Annotated in this window: 19 protein-coding genes and 1 riboswitch; of the genes, 4 read left to right on the forward strand and 15 right to left on the reverse strand. The window is 30.0% G+C overall.

The genetic code is table 11. The features are described from left to right. Positions 1 to 71: 71 nt before the first annotated feature. Positions 72 to 1,169 carry a haloacid dehalogenase-like hydrolase gene (locus ACZ5B9_RS00595; RefSeq protein WP_464423981.1) on the forward strand — a complete coding sequence of 366 codons (1,098 nt, stop codon included), beginning with the start codon at positions 72 to 74 and terminating at the stop codon, positions 1,167 to 1,169. Positions 1,170 to 1,192: 23 nt separating this feature from the next. Next, positions 1,193 to 1,657 (forward strand): cupin domain-containing protein, encoded by a 465-nt coding sequence (locus tag ACZ5B9_RS00600; protein ID WP_464422933.1) that lies wholly within the window; start codon positions 1,193 to 1,195, stop codon positions 1,655 to 1,657. Positions 1,658 to 1,751: 94 nt separating this feature from the next. Here ACZ5B9_RS00600 and ACZ5B9_RS00605 read toward each other — a convergent pair whose 3' ends face one another. The 5 genes from ACZ5B9_RS00605 to nikA form a co-directional block, all read right to left on the reverse strand. After that, the gene (locus ACZ5B9_RS00605) at positions 1,752 to 2,522 is read right to left on the reverse strand and encodes an ABC transporter ATP-binding protein (protein ID WP_464422934.1); all 771 of its coding nucleotides are present in this window, start codon (positions 2,520 to 2,522) and stop codon (positions 1,752 to 1,754) included. Between the two features lies 1 nt (position 2,523). Continuing rightward, on the reverse strand, positions 2,524 to 3,309 hold the full coding sequence (locus tag ACZ5B9_RS00610) for an ATP-binding cassette domain-containing protein (RefSeq protein WP_464422935.1): 786 nt from the start codon (positions 3,307 to 3,309) through the stop codon (positions 2,524 to 2,526). Further along, the gene (locus tag ACZ5B9_RS00615) at positions 3,297 to 4,109 is read right to left on the reverse strand and encodes an ABC transporter permease (RefSeq protein WP_464422936.1); all 813 of its coding nucleotides are present in this window, start codon (positions 4,107 to 4,109) and stop codon (positions 3,297 to 3,299) included. Before ACZ5B9_RS00615 ends, ACZ5B9_RS00610 begins: the two co-directional genes overlap by 13 nt. Positions 4,110 to 4,111: 2 nt before the next feature. After that, entirely contained in the window at positions 4,112 to 5,056 is a 945-nt protein-coding gene (locus ACZ5B9_RS00620) for an ABC transporter permease (protein ID WP_464422937.1), read from the reverse strand. Positions 5,057 to 5,280: 224 nt separating this feature from the next. Beyond that, a complete protein-coding gene (gene nikA / locus ACZ5B9_RS00625; RefSeq protein ID WP_464422938.1) occupies positions 5,281 to 6,903 on the reverse strand; it encodes a nickel ABC transporter substrate-binding protein in 1,623 nt (540 codons plus the stop codon). Positions 6,904 to 7,185: 282 nt separating this feature from the next. Continuing rightward, positions 7,186 to 7,290, reverse strand: a riboswitch (adenosylcobalamin-variant (AdoCbl-variant) riboswitch). 317 nt (positions 7,291 to 7,607) lie between these two features. Between nikA and pncB the strand changes: the two genes are divergently transcribed. Continuing rightward, the gene (pncB, locus tag ACZ5B9_RS00630; protein ID WP_464422939.1) at positions 7,608 to 8,993 is read left to right on the forward strand and encodes a nicotinate phosphoribosyltransferase; all 1,386 of its coding nucleotides are present in this window, start codon (positions 7,608 to 7,610) and stop codon (positions 8,991 to 8,993) included. A gap of 212 nt (positions 8,994 to 9,205) precedes the next feature. Next, on the forward strand, positions 9,206 to 9,595 hold the full coding sequence (locus ACZ5B9_RS00635; RefSeq protein ID WP_464422940.1) for a hypothetical protein: 390 nt from the start codon (positions 9,206 to 9,208) through the stop codon (positions 9,593 to 9,595). A 115-nt stretch (positions 9,596 to 9,710) separates the two neighbouring features. On the opposite strand, the gene ACZ5B9_RS00640 is transcribed toward ACZ5B9_RS00635, so the two are convergent. The 10 genes from ACZ5B9_RS00640 to pheS all read right to left on the reverse strand — a co-directional run bounded on the left by ACZ5B9_RS00640 (position 9,711) and on the right by pheS (position 17,536). Then, a complete protein-coding gene (locus ACZ5B9_RS00640) occupies positions 9,711 to 10,211 on the reverse strand; it encodes an HRDC domain-containing protein (RefSeq protein WP_464422941.1) in 501 nt (166 codons plus the stop codon). A 36-nt stretch (positions 10,212 to 10,247) separates the two neighbouring features. Further along, the gene (locus ACZ5B9_RS00645) at positions 10,248 to 10,715 is read right to left on the reverse strand and encodes a DUF4825 domain-containing protein (RefSeq protein ID WP_464422942.1); all 468 of its coding nucleotides are present in this window, start codon (positions 10,713 to 10,715) and stop codon (positions 10,248 to 10,250) included. Between the two features lie 30 nt (positions 10,716 to 10,745). Beyond that, the gene (pheT, locus tag ACZ5B9_RS00650; RefSeq protein WP_464422943.1) at positions 10,746 to 13,142 is read right to left on the reverse strand and encodes a phenylalanine--tRNA ligase subunit beta; all 2,397 of its coding nucleotides are present in this window, start codon (positions 13,140 to 13,142) and stop codon (positions 10,746 to 10,748) included. A 634-nt stretch (positions 13,143 to 13,776) separates the two neighbouring features. Beyond that, positions 13,777 to 14,610 carry a hypothetical protein gene (locus ACZ5B9_RS00655; RefSeq protein ID WP_464422944.1) on the reverse strand — a complete coding sequence of 278 codons (834 nt, stop codon included), beginning with the start codon at positions 14,608 to 14,610 and terminating at the stop codon, positions 13,777 to 13,779. Positions 14,611 to 14,635: 25 nt separating this feature from the next. Further along, positions 14,636 to 15,346, reverse strand: coding sequence for a YwqG family protein (locus tag ACZ5B9_RS00660; RefSeq protein WP_464422945.1), 711 nt, complete (start codon positions 15,344 to 15,346; stop codon positions 14,636 to 14,638). Between the two features lie 14 nt (positions 15,347 to 15,360). Beyond that, positions 15,361 to 15,498, reverse strand: a complete 138-nt coding sequence (locus tag ACZ5B9_RS00665) for a hypothetical protein (RefSeq protein ID WP_464422946.1) — start codon at positions 15,496 to 15,498, stop codon at positions 15,361 to 15,363. A gap of 30 nt (positions 15,499 to 15,528) precedes the next feature. After that, positions 15,529 to 15,996: a GNAT family N-acetyltransferase gene (locus tag ACZ5B9_RS00670; protein ID WP_464422947.1), complete on the reverse strand. Its 468-nt coding sequence runs from the start codon at positions 15,994 to 15,996 to the stop codon at positions 15,529 to 15,531. A gap of 21 nt (positions 15,997 to 16,017) precedes the next feature. Further along, complete coding sequence (locus tag ACZ5B9_RS00675) at positions 16,018 to 16,284, reverse strand: type II toxin-antitoxin system RelE family toxin (protein WP_464422948.1); 267 nt, start codon at positions 16,282 to 16,284, stop codon at positions 16,018 to 16,020. Beyond that, positions 16,284 to 16,496, reverse strand: a complete 213-nt coding sequence (locus ACZ5B9_RS00680) for a hypothetical protein (RefSeq protein ID WP_006805360.1) — start codon at positions 16,494 to 16,496, stop codon at positions 16,284 to 16,286. The genes ACZ5B9_RS00675 and ACZ5B9_RS00680 overlap by 1 nt, the downstream gene beginning before the upstream one ends. Positions 16,497 to 16,516: 20 nt before the next feature. Next, positions 16,517 to 17,536 (reverse strand): phenylalanine--tRNA ligase subunit alpha, encoded by a 1,020-nt coding sequence (pheS, locus tag ACZ5B9_RS00685; protein WP_464422949.1) that lies wholly within the window; start codon positions 17,534 to 17,536, stop codon positions 16,517 to 16,519. Positions 17,537 to 17,581: the final 45 nt, after the last annotated feature.

The following is a 17,581-nucleotide window of genomic DNA, read 5'->3' on the forward strand; positions in this document are numbered from 1 at the left end:
AAATATACCCAAGGAGATGAAAGATGAAATTTAATGTGAAAAAATTAATTGGATTATTGGCATTTTTAGTTATGGCATTGGCGTTATCAGCTGCCAATTTAGATGAATTAAGATGGGTTCCCAAAAATAGGGCAGCCTTATCAAAACTTATTGATGAAAATAAAAATCAAGGAAATTATGTAGTTTTTGACTGGGATTATACATCAATTTATCAAGATACTCAAGAAAATCTGTTTAGATACCAAATAGATAATTTGAAATTTGAAATGACACCTGCTGCCTTTTCAAAGGCAATTAGAAAAGATATTCCATTAGATAATTTTGACAAGGAATATTCAAATGTGAATGGGCAAGCTATTAATATTACAAAAATAGCAAATGATTTAGATAAAAGATATACTTTCCTTTATAATAATTATATAAAAGATAAAAAAATGTCTTTGGAAAAAATAAAAGCGACAGAAGAATTTAAAGACTTTAGAGGGAAATTGGCATTTCTTTATGAAGCAATAGGTGGAAGTTTTTCTCATGATATTGCTTATCCATGGGTTCTTTACTTGTTTGACAATATGACTGTAGAAGAAGTGCAAAAATTGGCAAAAGAAGCTAATGATTTTGGAATAGGAAATAAACTTGGAAAATATGTTCTTGAATCAAGTGATAAGTTGACAGGTGAAGCTGGAAAAGTTAGATATGAATATAAGAGTGGATTAAGAACTCAGCCTGAAACAGCTAACTTATTTCATGAATTTGAGAAAAATGGTATAAAAGTGTATATAGTTTCAGCGTCTCTTGAAGATATAGTAAAAGTTTTCGCAAATGATAAATCTTATGGGTATAATTTGAGTGCTGACAGTGTTTACGGAATGCGTCTTGAGATGAATGGAAATAAATATAGAGCTGAGTACAAACATGGTTATCCACAAACACAAACTAAAGGAAAAGTTGAAGTAATAAATAAATACATAAAATCAAAACATGGTGGAAAAGATCCTATTTTAGTTGCAGGTGACAGTATAGGAGATGCTAATATGCTTTCTGAATATAAAGGTACAAAAATTTTACTTCTTATGAAAAGAAAAGGAAAACTTGACGACTTAGCAAAAGATCCAAGAGCATTAATTCAAATAAGAAGCGAACAAACAGGATTATTCGTTCCTGAAAATTAATATAATAATTTGGAGGAAGAACAATGGATTTAAAAAATTTAGACAGAGAAACATTGGAAAAAATACTTAGAAAAGTAGTACAAGAAGAACTAAAGAGAAAAGTTGGAGGATTTGAAAAACATATCGATAAAAGTGGAGTTGGGGTTGTTAAAATTCCTACTGTAAAACCAGAAAAATTTGATACAGGAAATCCAAATGACAAAGTATTCCTAACAGACGTATTTTCAATTGAGGAAAGTGGAAGATTAAGCTGCGGAGTTATGGAAATGGAAGAATCTGCATTTGATTGGGAACTGAACTATGATGAGATAGATTATGTAATAGATGGAACATTAGAAATCATAGTTGATGGAAATAAAGTTACAGGAAATAGAGGAGATGCTATTTTAATTCCTAAAGGTTCAAAAATAAAATTTAGTGCTCCTAACTTTGCGAGATTTTTATATGTAATTTATCCTGCAAATTGGGAAGAAACTATAAAAAAATAGAATGAGCATAAAAAAATAGAGGCTGTTTTAATCACTAAACATATAAAAGTGATAACAGCCTTTTGTGTTATTTGAATGGAAAATAAGGATAAGTTTATTGAATAGTTTCAATAAAATCCACTGCCTTTCCCAAAATACGTTTTATTCGTTCATTTTTTACTATGATAGGAGAATCAAGATTTTCAATAATATCGGCTATTTCTCCATTTTCTATTATAGCTATTTTGTCGCATATATAATAGCAGGCTTCAAAATCATGGGAAACAAAAATGTATGTTAAATTCATAGTTTCCTTTAGTGAGCCAAGAAGTTCGAGTATTTGTTCCTGAATGATAGGATCAAGACCGCTGACAGATTCATCAAATATGATTATTTCAGGTTCCAGTATTAATGCTCTTGCAATACATACCCTTTGTAGCTGTCCTCCGCTTAGTTGAATAGCCTTTTGTGACATAAATTCAGGGTGAAGTCCTACTTTTTCTAAAAAATTTTCTGCACGTTTTTTCATTTCCTCGTATGAAATTTCTTTTTTATAGTGTATTTTTAGAGGTTCAGTCAAGACTTCTTCGACTGTATATTTTGGATTTACTGCACCAAAAGCATTTTGAAAAACTAACTGAATTTTACGATGAATTAAGGATAGTTGCTTTTTATTGATATTTTTGTATGATATTTCATTAAATATGATATTTCCTTCATCAAAAGATTCCAATCCTACAAGCAGTTTTGCTAATGTACTTTTTCCTGATCCGCTTTCTCCCATAATACCAAGACATTCATTTTGTGAAACAGATAAATTTATTTTGGACAAAATGGCTTTTTTATCATAGTGTTTGCTTACATTTTCAATTACTAATTTTTTCATATTAAATTCCTTCTTTTTTGTATCTTGTGTAGCGTTTTCTTAATATTAATGATTTGCCGTAGTCACTTTGAGGATTTTTTAACATATCAAAAGTATTACCTTTTTCAATTAAGTTTCCGTCTTTCATAATAATTATTTTTCCGTCAAGTTCTTTTGCAAGATTATAATCGTGAGTAATTACTATAAGTGAAGTGTTTTGGGATTGCAGATTTTTAAGTAATTCAGTAACTTTTTCAGTATTATAGTAATCAAGGGCTGAAGTAGGCTCGTCAGCTATCAGGAGCTCAGGTTCCAGTTGAATCATCATTGAAAACATTATTCTTTGTAACATTCCCCCACTTAATTGGAATGGATATTTTTTCATTAGTGCTTCTGGATTTGGAAGATTTAATTTTTTCATTTCTTCAATCATTTTGTCTATACATTCTTTTTTTGATAAACCAAGCCTGCTTTGAAACAGTTCTACAGCATGAGATTCCACATTTTGAAAAGGATTAAATACAGCCATAGGATTTTGGGAAATGTATGAAATTTTTTTACCTCTGTATTCATTCCATTCCTTTTCTGATATTTTTAATAAATCTTTTTCATCAAAAAATATATTTCCATTTATACTTGCATTATCAGGCTTTATTCCTATTAATAATCTTGAAAGCATTGTTTTTCCTGAACCACTTTCACCAATAATAATGAGAGTTTCCCCTTTTGGTAATGTGAATGAAATGTCGTTTAGTATCGTTTTGTTATTAATACTGACTTTTAGTCCATTTATATTTAATTTTTCCATAATTTTTTAATTCCTTTATTATCAAAAGTTTCACCTAACAGGTTAAATGTTAAAACTGTTATGAAGATAGCAAGTCCTGGATACAGCACCAGCCCTGGAATTCGTCTGAAATAAGGTTTTGCGTCGTTTAGCATCATTCCCCATTCGGATATGTTTGGCTGTACTCCTATTCCTAAAAAGGAAAATCCTGAAATCATTAAAATTATATTTCCAATATTCATTAGGGCTGCAATTAAGACAGGCTTGAAAACAAAAGGAAGAATATGCTTTCTTATTATGAAAAAGGGCGAAGCTCCGATTGCCTGTGCTGTCTGAACATACTCCTGCTGTTTGACGCTAGAGACTGTATTTCTTAAAATTCTTGCATAGTAAATCCATTCAATAGCACTTACAGCAATTACAATATTCCCTATTCCTTGTCCTAAAATACCGACAAATGCCATTGATAAAAGAAAACTCGGGAAAGCCATAAAGACATTTACAATCCATAAAAATATTTTATCCAGCTTCCCTCCAAACCAGCCTGCCAAAATTCCTACAGGAAAGCTTATGCATAATGTAACAACTGTAATTAGTGCTGAAATCATAAGTGACAGCCTTGTTCCATATATTAGTCTTGAAAGAACATCCCTTCCCATATGATCTGTTCCCAGCTTATGAATTTTGCTTGGAAGTTGAAGTTTTTGTGAAATATCAGTAAACTGTGGATCATAAGGAGCAAGTAAAGGTGCAAAAATAGCAATGAAGATCAATACAGCAAGTAATGATACTGAAAAATAAAATAATTTTCTTTTTTTCATAATTATAATACACCTCCAGCTTTGGATTTTTCTTTTATTCTTAATCTTGGATCCATATATTTTACAAGTACTTGAGTAAATTCATTTACAATAACAGACATTACTCCAAAAAATAAGAGCAGTATCTGAATTAGTGGAAAATCTCCCGTTTTTACAGCCGTTGTAAACAGTTTTCCAATACCTGGCCAAGCGAAAATTTCTTCAATTAACACACTTCCTGTCAGTAAATACATAATATTTGAACTTAGAACTGTAATAATTGGAATAGATGTATTTCTTAGTAAGTGGTTGAGAATTATTCTTTTTTTGGAAACACCTCGAATAATCGCATTCTCAACGTGAGCTTTTTCCATTTCTTCAAGTATATTTTTTCTTATAAAAAAAGTTGTCTGTGCTATTAAAGGCAGTACAAGCGTCATGCAAGGCAATATAAAATTTTTCCAGTCTCCTCTTCCTGAAACAGGCAGGATTTTTAATGAAACTGAAAAGAAAATAATTAGTATATAGCCTAGCCAAAAAGTGGGAAGAGATACTCCTACGTATGATAAAGCTTGAACTGTATAGTCAAAAATTGTATTTCTCTTAATTGCACTTAAGACTCCTAATAAAGGAGACAATATAATTAAAATTATAAATGAAAAAATTCCAAGCTGAAAAGTTGGAACAATAGCTTCATTTACAAGTTCTGTAACAGGAGCTTTTTTTGTATACGATGTTCCAAAATCACCTTTTAATATGTCTGTGAGCCAGTTAAAATACTGAATGTGCAAAGGTTTGTCTAGTCCCAGATTTTTTCTGGCTGCTGTTAATGTTTCAGCAGTTATGCTTACATGAGATGCCCTTAAATAATTTTGGGCAGGATCTCCTGGCGACAGTTTTACAAGAAAAAATGTGATAACTGATATTGCCAGAAAAATCGAAAATAATGATATTAATTTTTTTATCACAAAATCATCCCTTAAAATTGAATATATAGTCAACCTCTTTAAAATCGAACCATTTCTTGTTAAAATAATGGTTTTGTTATAAATTCTTTTTAGTAAGGGGTCAAGACCCCTTATTATCAAACAAACCAATTATTCTATTTTTAAAATGTAGTTTAGCATGGCTAAAGCAGTTGTAATTTCTGAGTTCAGCTTTAAAGAGGTTTTATTATTTCAATATTTGTAATTTATTTTACTTTTACAGTTGTCCATACAGGAATTCTATTTTCTTCTGGCATAAATTTCACGCCTTCTAGCTCTCCAGTTCTATAAACGCTTACTAAAGCTTGATAACTGATTGGAATATATACAGCTTGCTCTTGTAAAGTAGTTAATACATATTTGTACATTTCGTTTAATTTAGTTTCATCAGGTTCAATTAATAAAGCTCTGATAGTTTTGTCTAGCTCAGCTTTCATAGGTAAACCTAGTTGTGCAGCGTAGGCAGGGTTTGTTCCGTTAACTGAATCATCAGCCATTGCAGTCAGATAAGCGTGCGGATCCCAAGGGGCACCCCATGAATAGTCAGACATTAAGTCATAATTTTTTGCAGTTGCATTTTCCCAGTATGCTTTTTCTTCCATTGCCTTTAAGTCAACTTGTATACCAATTTTTTTCCATTCTCCTTGAATGTATTCCCCTACATTTTTATCTGTAACTTTAGAACTGATGTAAGGGAAAGATAGAATCATTTTTTTACCATCTTTTTCTCTCATGCCGTCAGCACCTTTTTTCCATCCTGCTTCATCAAGCAATGCCTCTGCTTTTGCCAAGTCAAAATTATATTTTGCAAGTTCTATATTTGTATGAGGTACATTTGGAGCAAAAATCGTATCAGCAGGTTTTTCGATACCACCAAATATATTTTTTGCAATACTTTGTTTGTCTACAGCATGACTTAAAGCGTGTCTTACTTTAAGATCTTTTAAAATAGGACTAGTAGTATTTAAAAGAATCATTCTTGTAGACATTGGTTTAGAAGTGGCAGTAGTGTATTTTTTATCTTGTCTGTATGTTTCAAATCTATCTAGGCTGATTAAACCATTTCCATAGATCAAGTCAATATCACCTGATTCAAATTGAAGTGCAAGTGTTTCACTATCAGGAATAGCTTTTATTACAACTTCTGAAGCGGCAGGTTTTTCTCCCCAGTAATGTTCATTTCTTACAAAAACTGAATATTCATTGTTTTTGTGTTCTTTTAATACCCAAGCTCCTGTTCCTATAGGTTTTTTGATTCCTTTTGAAGTATCTCCATTGTCAGGAAATCCAGCATCTCCAAGAAAACGTATAGGACGGATCATTGCCAAGTCATATAATGTTGCAGTATAAGCTGTATCTAAAACTATTTCAAATGTATAGTCGTCAACTGCTCTGTATGATTTCAAATGATTAGTAAATGCAAACCATGAGTGATTTGATTTATTTTCTTTAGAAAAGACAGTATCAAAGTTTTTTACAACATTTTTTGCATTAAAATCTGAACCATCTGAAAATTTTACATTTTTTCTTAATTTAAAAGTATAAGTTTTTCCATCTTTGGAAATATCCCAAGATTCTGCCAACATTGGCTTAATTTCTCCATTTTCCCCATAAGATACAAGTCCGTCGTAAACCATATCCTGTGTAATAAACTGGCTTGGTAAGTATTCGTGAGGATTTAAGTTCCCAGTAGGATCCTGATTAAATGCCAATGTAATTTTACCAGATTTTTCTGTTTTTCCTTTGTCTGCATCTTTTTGCTTTGGCTGGCAAGCAAAAATAAGTCCCATCATCAACATGATGATAATCGTTTTGAATGAATTTCTCATCTTTTCTCTCCTTAATTTTATTTGAATTTTATTATTTTACAAAATGTTTAAAATAACAAATTAAACTTTTTCTCATAAAAAAAACCGTTTATAAAGCAAACGGTTAAAATTCTAATTACAGTAATGTATTTTAAACTGAAATTAAAAGTCAAGACTACTTTGTTAGTCTTCTAATTATGTTTAAAGTTTTTAGTTCAATTTTGAAAGAATACGATTAACTTAAAAAATTTCAGGGTTTTAAAATTCATCTAACCATCTGCCGTAGTTAATTAATGAATAATTATTATGGATAGTTATCCGACTTGGAACATCAAAAATAGAGGTTTTTCACGGTTGCGGGACAGTGTAAGAATTTCACTTACTTTCCTACCTTTCGATTTTTAAAATCAGTCATAATAAATTAAGTTTAATGTTTCATTGTAAAAATAATAATTATAAGTTTATTATAATTTTAACATATTTCATATATTTTTTCAACATATTTATTTTTTATTTTTAAAAATTTATATAATAAATTCTTTTAAATAAATTAAAAATATGAGATAATGTATTTGTGTTTATTGAATTGAATAATATACTCAAATATGTTTAAATTTTAACTAATAAAATTAAATAAATATGAGGATTTGAATAATTATAAATTTGATTTTAAAGCGATTTTATTGTAAAATAAATTAGAAATTATAGAAAAGAAGAGGTTCATTATGGAGAAATTTTTTAAATTTTTAAATTCAGATAGATACCAGTATGCAGAAAGCGAAGTGTATTTAAAAAATAATATGGAAAATCAAATAGCGACTTTTGATGTATTTTTACGTACAGAAAAGGAAAATGATTATGCGATTATATATGGGATAGCGGATGTGCTGGAACTCGTAGATGCCCTTTCTAATACTTCTTATGAGGAAAAGAAAAAATATTTGTCAAAAGTTTTGGATAATTTAGATTTGATTGAATATATTGCCAATATGAAATTTACAGGCTCAATAAAGGGATTAAGAGATGGAGAAATCGTTTTTTCAAATGAACCAGTTCTTACAATTACAGCCCCACTTATACAAGGAAAAATTCTTGAAACTCCTATTTTAAATATTTTGCATTATCAGACACTTGCAGCAACTGTCACTTCTAAAATTGTACAGGCAGCAAAGGATAAGGATGTCTTATTTTTTGGAAGCAGGAGAACAGCAGGCTTTGAAGCAGTAATGTCAATAACGAAAGCCGCTTATTTAGGTGGCTGTGTAGCCCATTCCAATTTAATGGGGGAATATCTTTATAATTTGAAAAGTGTAGGAACTATGACGCATGGGTTTATTCAAAGTTTTGGCATGGAAAAAGATGCCGAATATAAGGCGTTTGATATGTTTATAAAGACTTATAGAGATAAAAAGCAGGCTCTAATAATGCTAATAGATACTTATGATACGCTTAATAGCGGTATAGATAGTGCAGTTAAAGCATTTAAGGCGAATAAAATAGATGATGAGTATGAAGGAAGTTATGGGATTAGGATAGATTCAGGCAATTTGGAAGATTTGTCCCAAAAATGCAGGAAAATATTGGATAAAAATGGGTTTTATAAGGCAAAAATCATATTAACCAGCGGACTTGATGAGGAAAAAATAGAAACATTAATAAAAAATAAGGCAAAAGTCGATACATTTGGAGTAGGAGATGCCATAGCATTACCCAAAAAGGAAATAAGTACCGTTTATAAAATGGCTAAAATAAATGAAAACGCTGTAATGAAAATTTCTGATGAAAGTAGCAAAACATCATTGCCAGGAAATAAGGATTTATATAGGGTTTATGAAAATAATGATTTTTACGATGTTGTAGCACTAGAAGACGAAAAGCTTGAAAATACAGGTAATATTAAAAAATTAACAATTGATTATATTTCAGAGGGTGAAAAACTTTTAGAAAATTATGAATTGCTAGACTTGAAAAAGGCAAAAGAGTATTACGACAGTAATTTGAGGTTTGTAAAAAAAGTATATGGTGAGAAGTTAAAATCTGGGAGAGTGAAATTATCAGAAAAATTGGAAGCTTTGAAAAATGAACTTTTGAAAGCAAGAAAAAATATGTAAAATTAAGTCTATAGTAAAACCGCTTTAAAACAGAACTCAAAAACTATGACTATTTACTCAAACCTTGAGTTTATATAATTTTTTATAGTTTAATTTTAAACGGGTTCGAGTATAAAATAGAATTTATTTGAATTTCTTAAATTTTTATATTCAAATAATATAAAAAAACTGTTATAATTAATTTAAATTATAGTTAGAAGAAGGAGAAAATAATGAAAAAACTAGTTATTATGATTATGTTATTGTTGAACATTTTTGTATTTGGAGAAAAGTTCCATAGTGATGGCAATTCAAATTTAGAAAAGTTGAAAGGTACTTGGGATAGTAGATTTTGGGAAATTGTTAAAAAGAAAAATGAATGGTATGTAGAGGATCTGAATCCAGCAATGGATATAGATACTCCATTATTACAAATTAAGCCTTACAAAAATGGTGCTTTAGTTATTGACTATACAAATCTTGGTTCTGATTTTGCAGAAGGTCTTGTATATTTCGGATGGGACACAAAATATAAAACTTTAGTAATTTTAGATAAAAACTTAAACATTGAAAGTAAAGAAGAGAGATATGTCGCATGTTTACATAATGGAACTTGTAATTAGCACAGTGTTTAATATTATTTCTGTTTAAATAGCAGATTCATTATAAATTTTAAATTAAAAGTTTTTAGCAAGGGGGTAACCCCCCTTGTTATTAAAAAGATTTTATTAAATATCATCAAAGTGGTTTAAGCATATCATAAAAATTTTCCAAAATCAGCAAAATTTCTTCTCCATAATCCCTGATTTTTCGTTTCCCCATTCCCTTTAACTGCGAAAGTTCTTCCATATTTTTAGGATTGGTTTTTGCAATATTTGCCAAAAGCTGGTTTGAAGCGATAATATACGGTGGATAGCCCAAAAGTTGTGCTTCTCCTGCCCGCCATTCCTTTAATATCTTGTACAGTTCCATTTCATCTTCTGTCAAATATTCCATATAATTTTTGTTAGCATCTTTAAATTCTTTTACATCTTGTGTAAAATTATCTTTTCCAGAATTTTTATTAAATTTATCTGCTTTTTCACATTCAACAAAAACTGTCCAGTAATATTTCCCCTCAATTTTTACCAATTCAGCTTGATATTTCACGATTTGAACATCTTTTAACACTTTTTCCAGTTTTTCCTGTTCAAATTCCTTCACTTTATCATCAAATGGCAATGTTACTATTTTTAACACCTCAATTTCCCCCCTATTTACTAAACTTTATAAGTTTTATTTGTTCAAATATTTTACAAATTCTTTTTTATTACTTCCAATTTCTTTAGTATTTTTATTCACTTCAGCCTTCAAGTAATTATCAATTTCATCTCTAGTAAATTCGGCTATAATTTTATTATTTGAAACATCTTCATATTTCACAAATGATAAATTTTCAATCAAAGCAAATAACACAGCCGAATTTTTAAGAAACTCATTTTTTTCAGGAATTTTTCCAGAATTTATATTTAATTTCACAAGTATTCCATAAGGCTCTTTTTCTGAAAGAATTTGTACCGAATTATAACTTGCTTCTTTGGGATATTTTAAATTTGATAAAATATTTATTACTTTAGAATTGTCGCCCACGTATTTTGTTTTATAGTCATAAATATTTTTATTAGAATTTTGTGATTTACCACATGCTGTAAAAATAACACATACAATTAATAAAACTATTATTTTTAATTTTTTATTTTTCATAGCAATCACCTCATAAATTCATGATAATTTTTATTGTCTTAAAACCGCCCCATAATCCTTCTCAACTTTAACCACAATTTTGTTGGAAATATCCACAATTTCCTTCTCTTCCAGTGTTTTGCTCTTATCTCTTAACACCACGCTGATTGCCACACTCTTCATTCCTGGAACCACTCCTGCACCTTGATAAATGTCAAAAAGTTCCACTTTTTCAATTTTCTTGTCAACTTTCTGAATTGTTTTTAATACATCTCCAACTAGGATTTCTTCCTTCATAACGAACGCAAAATCTCTTGGAACTGCCGGATATTTTACAATTCCTTGATAATTTATCTTTTTACCGATATATTTCTGAATCAAGTCAATGTTAAATTCTCCAACTAGAACTGATGTTTTCCCTAAGTCAAAGTTTTCCAGCACATCTGGATGAATTTCTCCAAAACTTCCAATTAATTCACGTCCCACAAACACGTCAACTGAACGTCCAGGGTGGAACTGGCTTTGTTCAGAACGTTTTATCATATAGTTATTGAATTTAAGCTGTGTAAAGATTTCTTCTACAATTCCCTTCAAATCGTAAAAATCGTAAGGAACAGGTTTTGAATTCCACAATGTCTTGTCGTTTTCTCCAGCCAGAATCATTCCCAATTTAACTTCTTCTTTTGTCAATTCTTCGGCTTTTTCAAAAGTTCTGCTTACTTCAAAGAATCTGATATTTGAAACATTTCTGTTAATGTTGTCCTTTGCGTTTTTGATAAGGCTGTAAAGCAATGTCAGACGCAATGTTACAAAATCCTCTGTAATTGGTTTTAGCACGTCAATCAGTTTTTCCTGTGCAACTGTGTATTTTATTTTTTCCATTGCATCTTTTGGAACAAAGCTGTAGTTGATAACTTCTTTAAGTCCTGCATTTGCTGCAATAAGTTTCACCTGTGTAGAAAGTTTTGTTGTGTCAATAACTGGCTGTTCGCTAATATCCAGTTTTGGTAAAATGTTTTCGATATTGTCAAAACCATACATTCTGATGATTTCTTCAAAGTAGTCCTGCTCATTTTCCAAATCGTCACGGTAACTTGGTGCAGTTAATCTCAAAGTTTCCCCATTATCCACAACTTCGATTTCAAGTCTAGTTAAAATTCCAATAACAGTTTCACGAGGAATTACTTTCCCAACAAAACGATTTAGTCTTTCGAAATTAAGTTCAGCAGATTTTTTCTCATAAGGGATAGGATAATTGTCAACAGCTCCAGCCAATATTTCTCCACCTGCTACTTCCTGAATCAAATTTGCAAGCCTATTTATCACATTAATCGCATTTTCCTCATCCACTCTTCTTTCAAATCTATATGAAGAATCACTTGATAAAGTCAATCTTCTTGAAGTTTTTCTGATATTTTGCGAGTTAAAGTTTGCTACTTCCAGAAGGATATTTTTTGTATTTTCAGTAATTTGTGAATTTTCTCCGCCCATTACACCACCAAGTGCCACAGCTTTCACCCCATCCGAAATTACGATATCATCACTATTTAATTCTCTTTCCTGTTCATCAAGCGTAACCAGTTTTTCATTTTCAAGCCCTGCTCTCACAACAATCTTTCCACCTTCAATTTTATCAAGGTCAAAAGCATGATTAGGCTGATTAAGTTCCATCATAACAAAATTTGAAGCATCTACAATATTGTTAATACTTCTAATTCCAATAGATTCCACTCTTTCCTTAAGCCATTTTGGACTTTCCTTAACCGTCACATTTTTAATAATTCTAGCCACATATCTTTTTGCCAAATTGCTGTCTGCAATTTCAACTGAAATATTGTCAGAAGTTTTTTCGCTACTTTCAGTATTTATCACAAAACTAGGATATTTAACCTCCTTCCCGTAATAAGCCCCTAGTTCTCTTGCAATCCCGATATGCGACAGACAATCAGGACGATTTGGCGTAATTTCCAGCTCAAACACAGTATCATTAATTCCCAAATATTCCTTCATTGGTATTCCAGCAGGTGTATCTTGAGGTAAAATCATAATCCCGTCAGAAGCCTTGCCAATATTCAGCTCTTCTTCTGAACAAAGCATTCCATTTGATTCTACACCTCTTATCTTCCCTTTTTTAATAACAAAGTCTTCAGCCAGTTTTGCTCCAACCTGTGCTAAAACAACCTTATCCCCAGCCTTATGATTAGACGCACCACATACAACCTGCAAAATTTCTTTCCCATTATCCACTTTACAAATCGTCAAATGATCTGAATCAGGATGCATCTCCTTTTCAACAATATGTGCCGTTACAACATTTTCCAAGTTTTCCCCCAGCACCTCGATTTTTTCCACTTCCTGCCCAATCATAGTAAGGGCATTCTCCATTTCATTTATTTCTATTCCATCTAAATCTATATACTGCTTTAACCAGTTCAATGAAATCAGCATTCTTTTTTTCTCCTTATTTAAAATTTTTTAGTTGTAATTATGTTTTTTCAATTTTTATTTTAGATTAATTTTATTAATAATTGTTTTCTATTATTTATATTAGTTTTTTTAACGCAGAGGTATCAGACGCCATACCTCTGCACTCCCGCTTGACGCAAAACTTTCTTATAGAAAAAAATAGAACTCGCTTTTGAATTTATATTACTCTGATATGAATAACTTTGTATAATTTAAAATTTATTCCAAAAGCTCAAACAGCTATTTTTTTCTAACGAAATTTTGCTTGTTATATGTTGTTATTTTTTTAATTAGATTAAAATGTCGTGATTTTTTGGAAATAAAATTGACTGTCTGAGCTTTTTCAAACTCTTCAAATTTTAATTAGTTTAAAGAGGTGGTAATAACTTTTATTAAAAAGCGAGTTTCAATTTTGTTTTCAAAAAATTCTTAGACGAGCCAGGGATAGTGCGTAGCACTTTCGACATTCTCTTTAATATGCTATTATTTAAATATGTTAAAATAACTATTATTGCGAAATAAAGGGAAATGGCGATTGATTTCCCTTGCGTTTAAAAAAAGAAAAAACATAGAATTTATAAAAAGATATATATTAATCAATATTCATACTATAAAATTAAATAAAAATATTTTTTATTATTTTTATAAATAATTCGGGTTTTTCTATATACTTCATATTTTTTGAAAAAATTACTTCTCCATTTTCACTTTCAATTTGTATCTCTTCATTTTTCTCTTTTTCTAAAACCGAAATTTTTACAATCTCTTTCCAAAAATAATTTTCCAAAATCTTGCCTTTTTGATTTTCCACTCTAATTCCATTTTTATCTAAAAAAATATATTCAGAAATTTTGACTTTTTCCAAATTTTTATCCATATTCAAGCTAAAAATCTTATCTTTCGCAGAATCAATTTCTTCAATAATTCCAAACTTAAATTCAAAATCATCTTGATTTTTAACTTTTTTATCAAATTCATTTTTCAAAACAAATTCAACATAATTTTTTACAAACAATTTTGAAGCCATCCTGTTTAATTTCAAATTTATTGTAATTTTTTCTAAATTTTCTTTATTTTCCGTTTCAATAACGAGAAATTCAACATTATCAGAACCATTTTTTAAATTTAAATAAAAATAATTTTTCACATCTTCAAAAAATATTTTTTTCTTTTTCAAGACATCTTCAAAGCCAGTTTCATAAAAAATATATTTTCCAACCGAACTTTCTTCCATTTTCAGCCATAAAAACTGAATTGGTGCAAGTGATATAATGAATATTCCAATCCAGAACAAATACTCAAAATAATTTTTTCCCCAGTTTACAAGCGACGAAATTATAAGGAAAAATCCCAAAATAATACAAATTGCCATAATAAATGTAGTTTTTATAATTAGAACTTGTGAAATTCCAGCTTTTCCAACTGTTTTGCCTAATATTTTTTCCTTCATCTTTCAAATTATCCTATTTTTGTTTTTAACTGCAATCCCAGTTATAAAGAATTTCTGAAAAATCTTTATTTTTCAAATTTTCACGATTTATAAAAAAGTTTATTACGCCAGCATCTCCGATACAAACTTTCCAATTTCGAGTATTTTCGTCAAATTCGCTATTAAGTTGAAATAATACTGTATCAAATTTTTTATACTCTTCGTTATATTCTCTAGGATCATCTTGAGTAAAAAAGGCAAATCCATCGCATTGTGAATAATAATTTTCTGAATATTGCATAAAGTTCAATAATTTTCTATAAAGCCAGTCTTCTTGTGTTTGTTTTAATCCTTTTTCCTTGCAGATTTTTGTGAATACATGATAAAACATATCTTCAAATCTTTCTTTTTCACTTGTCAATTCAAAGTTCATTTTATAACTTTCGTTATCATTTGTAATGTAGCTTTCTTCAAAATTATAGGGATTATAAATACTTTTTAACTCATTTTCATCATAAAACTCTTCGATTTTTTCATGATAAATCACACGAAAACTATCTTGAACAGTCTGATTATCAAAATCAAGCCCTAACAATCCATCCTCATCATTTAGAACGAAAAATTGTAAAATCCCTTTTTCTGGAAAATCTGCAAGCCCTTGTAAATCGTCACAGTTAATCTGTGCAATCATCATCATTTTATCGCCATTAGCTGTTTGGGGGATTTCTGCTCCTTTAGGAATATAAGGCAATCCCATAACTTTGCTATCTGTTATTTTAGTTCATCTTCCGTCAATGTAATTTTTGCAAAAGCCTTTGTTTGTGCAGTTTTTTTATATTCAGCCCAAATTTCATCATAAACTTTTTTTGCAAATTCATCATCAATTTTTATTTCTAATTCATTTTCCATTTTTAACCTTCCAATTAAATTAGTAACTTATTATCTAAATTTTTCCATTCTTACAATTCCTTCATCATCTGCTCTGTTTACTCCATTTTTGCAACTATATCCCATTTTTTTGTAAAATTGTACAGCTGTAATAGATGCAGGTATCTCGATTCTTTTGGCTCTTAAAAAATATTCATCTTTTTCCAATGTTTCAATAATTTTTCGTCCTATTCCTTTTCCTTGATATTCAGGCGAGATAAAAATAGTAAATAAAGAACTTTCATCAATTTTATCCCAATATGGTGCAATTGCTCCACATCCAATAATATTATCCTTTTCTTCAGCAACATAAAAATGTGTCCACGAAGCTCTTTTAAGAACATTTTTAGGCTGGAAATTATTTACATAATTTTCTATTAAATCAGCAGAATAATCTTTTATATTTGTTTTTCGCAATGTTTCCACAATCAATTCAGATACTTTTTTAGCGTCTTTTTCTTCAAATCTGCGTATTTTCATATTTTTCTCCGCTTTTTAAATTTATTTATAAATCTCTTTCCTATGCCCAATATCAAAAATATAAATTGTTATTTTTTCATCAATAATTGTAGCTAAGATTCTGTAATTTCCAACTCTATATCGCCATTTTCCCTTATATTTACCTTGTAGTGCTTTTCCCTGACTACGTGGATTTTCAAGTTTTTCAATTATTTCCTTGATATAAGTTTTTATTTGTTTTTGGGATTTTTTGTCTAATTTTAATATACTCTTTAATGCTTTTTTATCATATTTTACAATATAAGCCATTATACACCTACTAAATCCCAAAATTCATCACTAGAATAAAATTCTCCATCACTTTCCTCAATTGCCTTATCCAAATCTTCGGAATCTTTCAAATCTTCCAGATATTCCTGTAACAAAGCAGACAATACTTCATTTTCATTTTTTCCAATTTTTTTGACTTCTTTTTTAAATTCATTTATCAAATTTGAATTAACATCAACCTTATATATCATTTTTTCTCCCCCAATACTAATTAAAATTGATTCAAAAACCTCTCATCATTTTCAAAAAATGCCCTCAAATCATCAATTCCATATTTAAGCATTGTAATTCTCTCAAGCCCTAGCCCGAATGCAAAACCTTGATATTTTTTCGGATCAATTCCAACACCTTCCAGAACTTTTGGATTTACCATTCCGCTTCCCAAAATTTCAAGCCATCCAGTCCCTTTACAAACTCTACATCCAGCTCCTTTACAAACTCCACATTCTACATCCATTTCAGCCGATGGTTCTGTGAACGGGAAAAAATGCGGACGGAATCTTACTTTTCTGTCTTCTCCAAATATTTTTTTCACGATATTTTCCAAAATCGCCTTAAAATTAGCAAAAGAAACATCTTCTCCAACCATAAGCCCTTCCATCTGATGAAACATTGGAGTATGTGACACATCATAGTCTGGACGATAAACTTTTCCAATCGAAATCATTCTAAATGGTGGTTTTCTATCTTCCATATATCTAATTTGCATACCAGAAGTTTGTGTTCTTAGCACAACATTTTCTTCTTCGATGTAAAATGTATCTGAAATTTCACGTGAAGGATGTGTTTTTGGAATGTTTAATGCATCAAAATTGTATTTCACATATTCCACTTCTGGTCCATCCACAATGTCAAATCCCATTGTAGAAACAATGTCCTTTATTTCCATAACTGTCTTTGTAAGCGGATGAAGCGAACCCACGTTAGCCTTTCTTCCTGGCAAAGTCACATCTATAGTTTCATTTTTCAGTCTTTGCTGTTTTGCAATTTCCTTTAAGTCAGTATTTACTTCTTCAAATCTATTTTGCAGTACATTTTTTATTTCATTCGTAACTTTTCCAAATTCAGCCCGCTTTTCAGCCGCAATATCAGCCATTCCCTTCATAATAGCTGTAAATTCCCCTTTTTTCCCCAATATCTTAACTCTCAGGTCATTCAGCTTCTCAAGATTTTCCACCTCTTTAAGTTTTGCTAACACTTCTTCTTTCAAGTGTGCCAATTTGTCTAACATTTTTCCTCCTGTTTGCTTCACTTTTCTTTATTTTTACCATAAAAT

The organism is Leptotrichia sp. SK-5, from assembly GCF_055387215.1.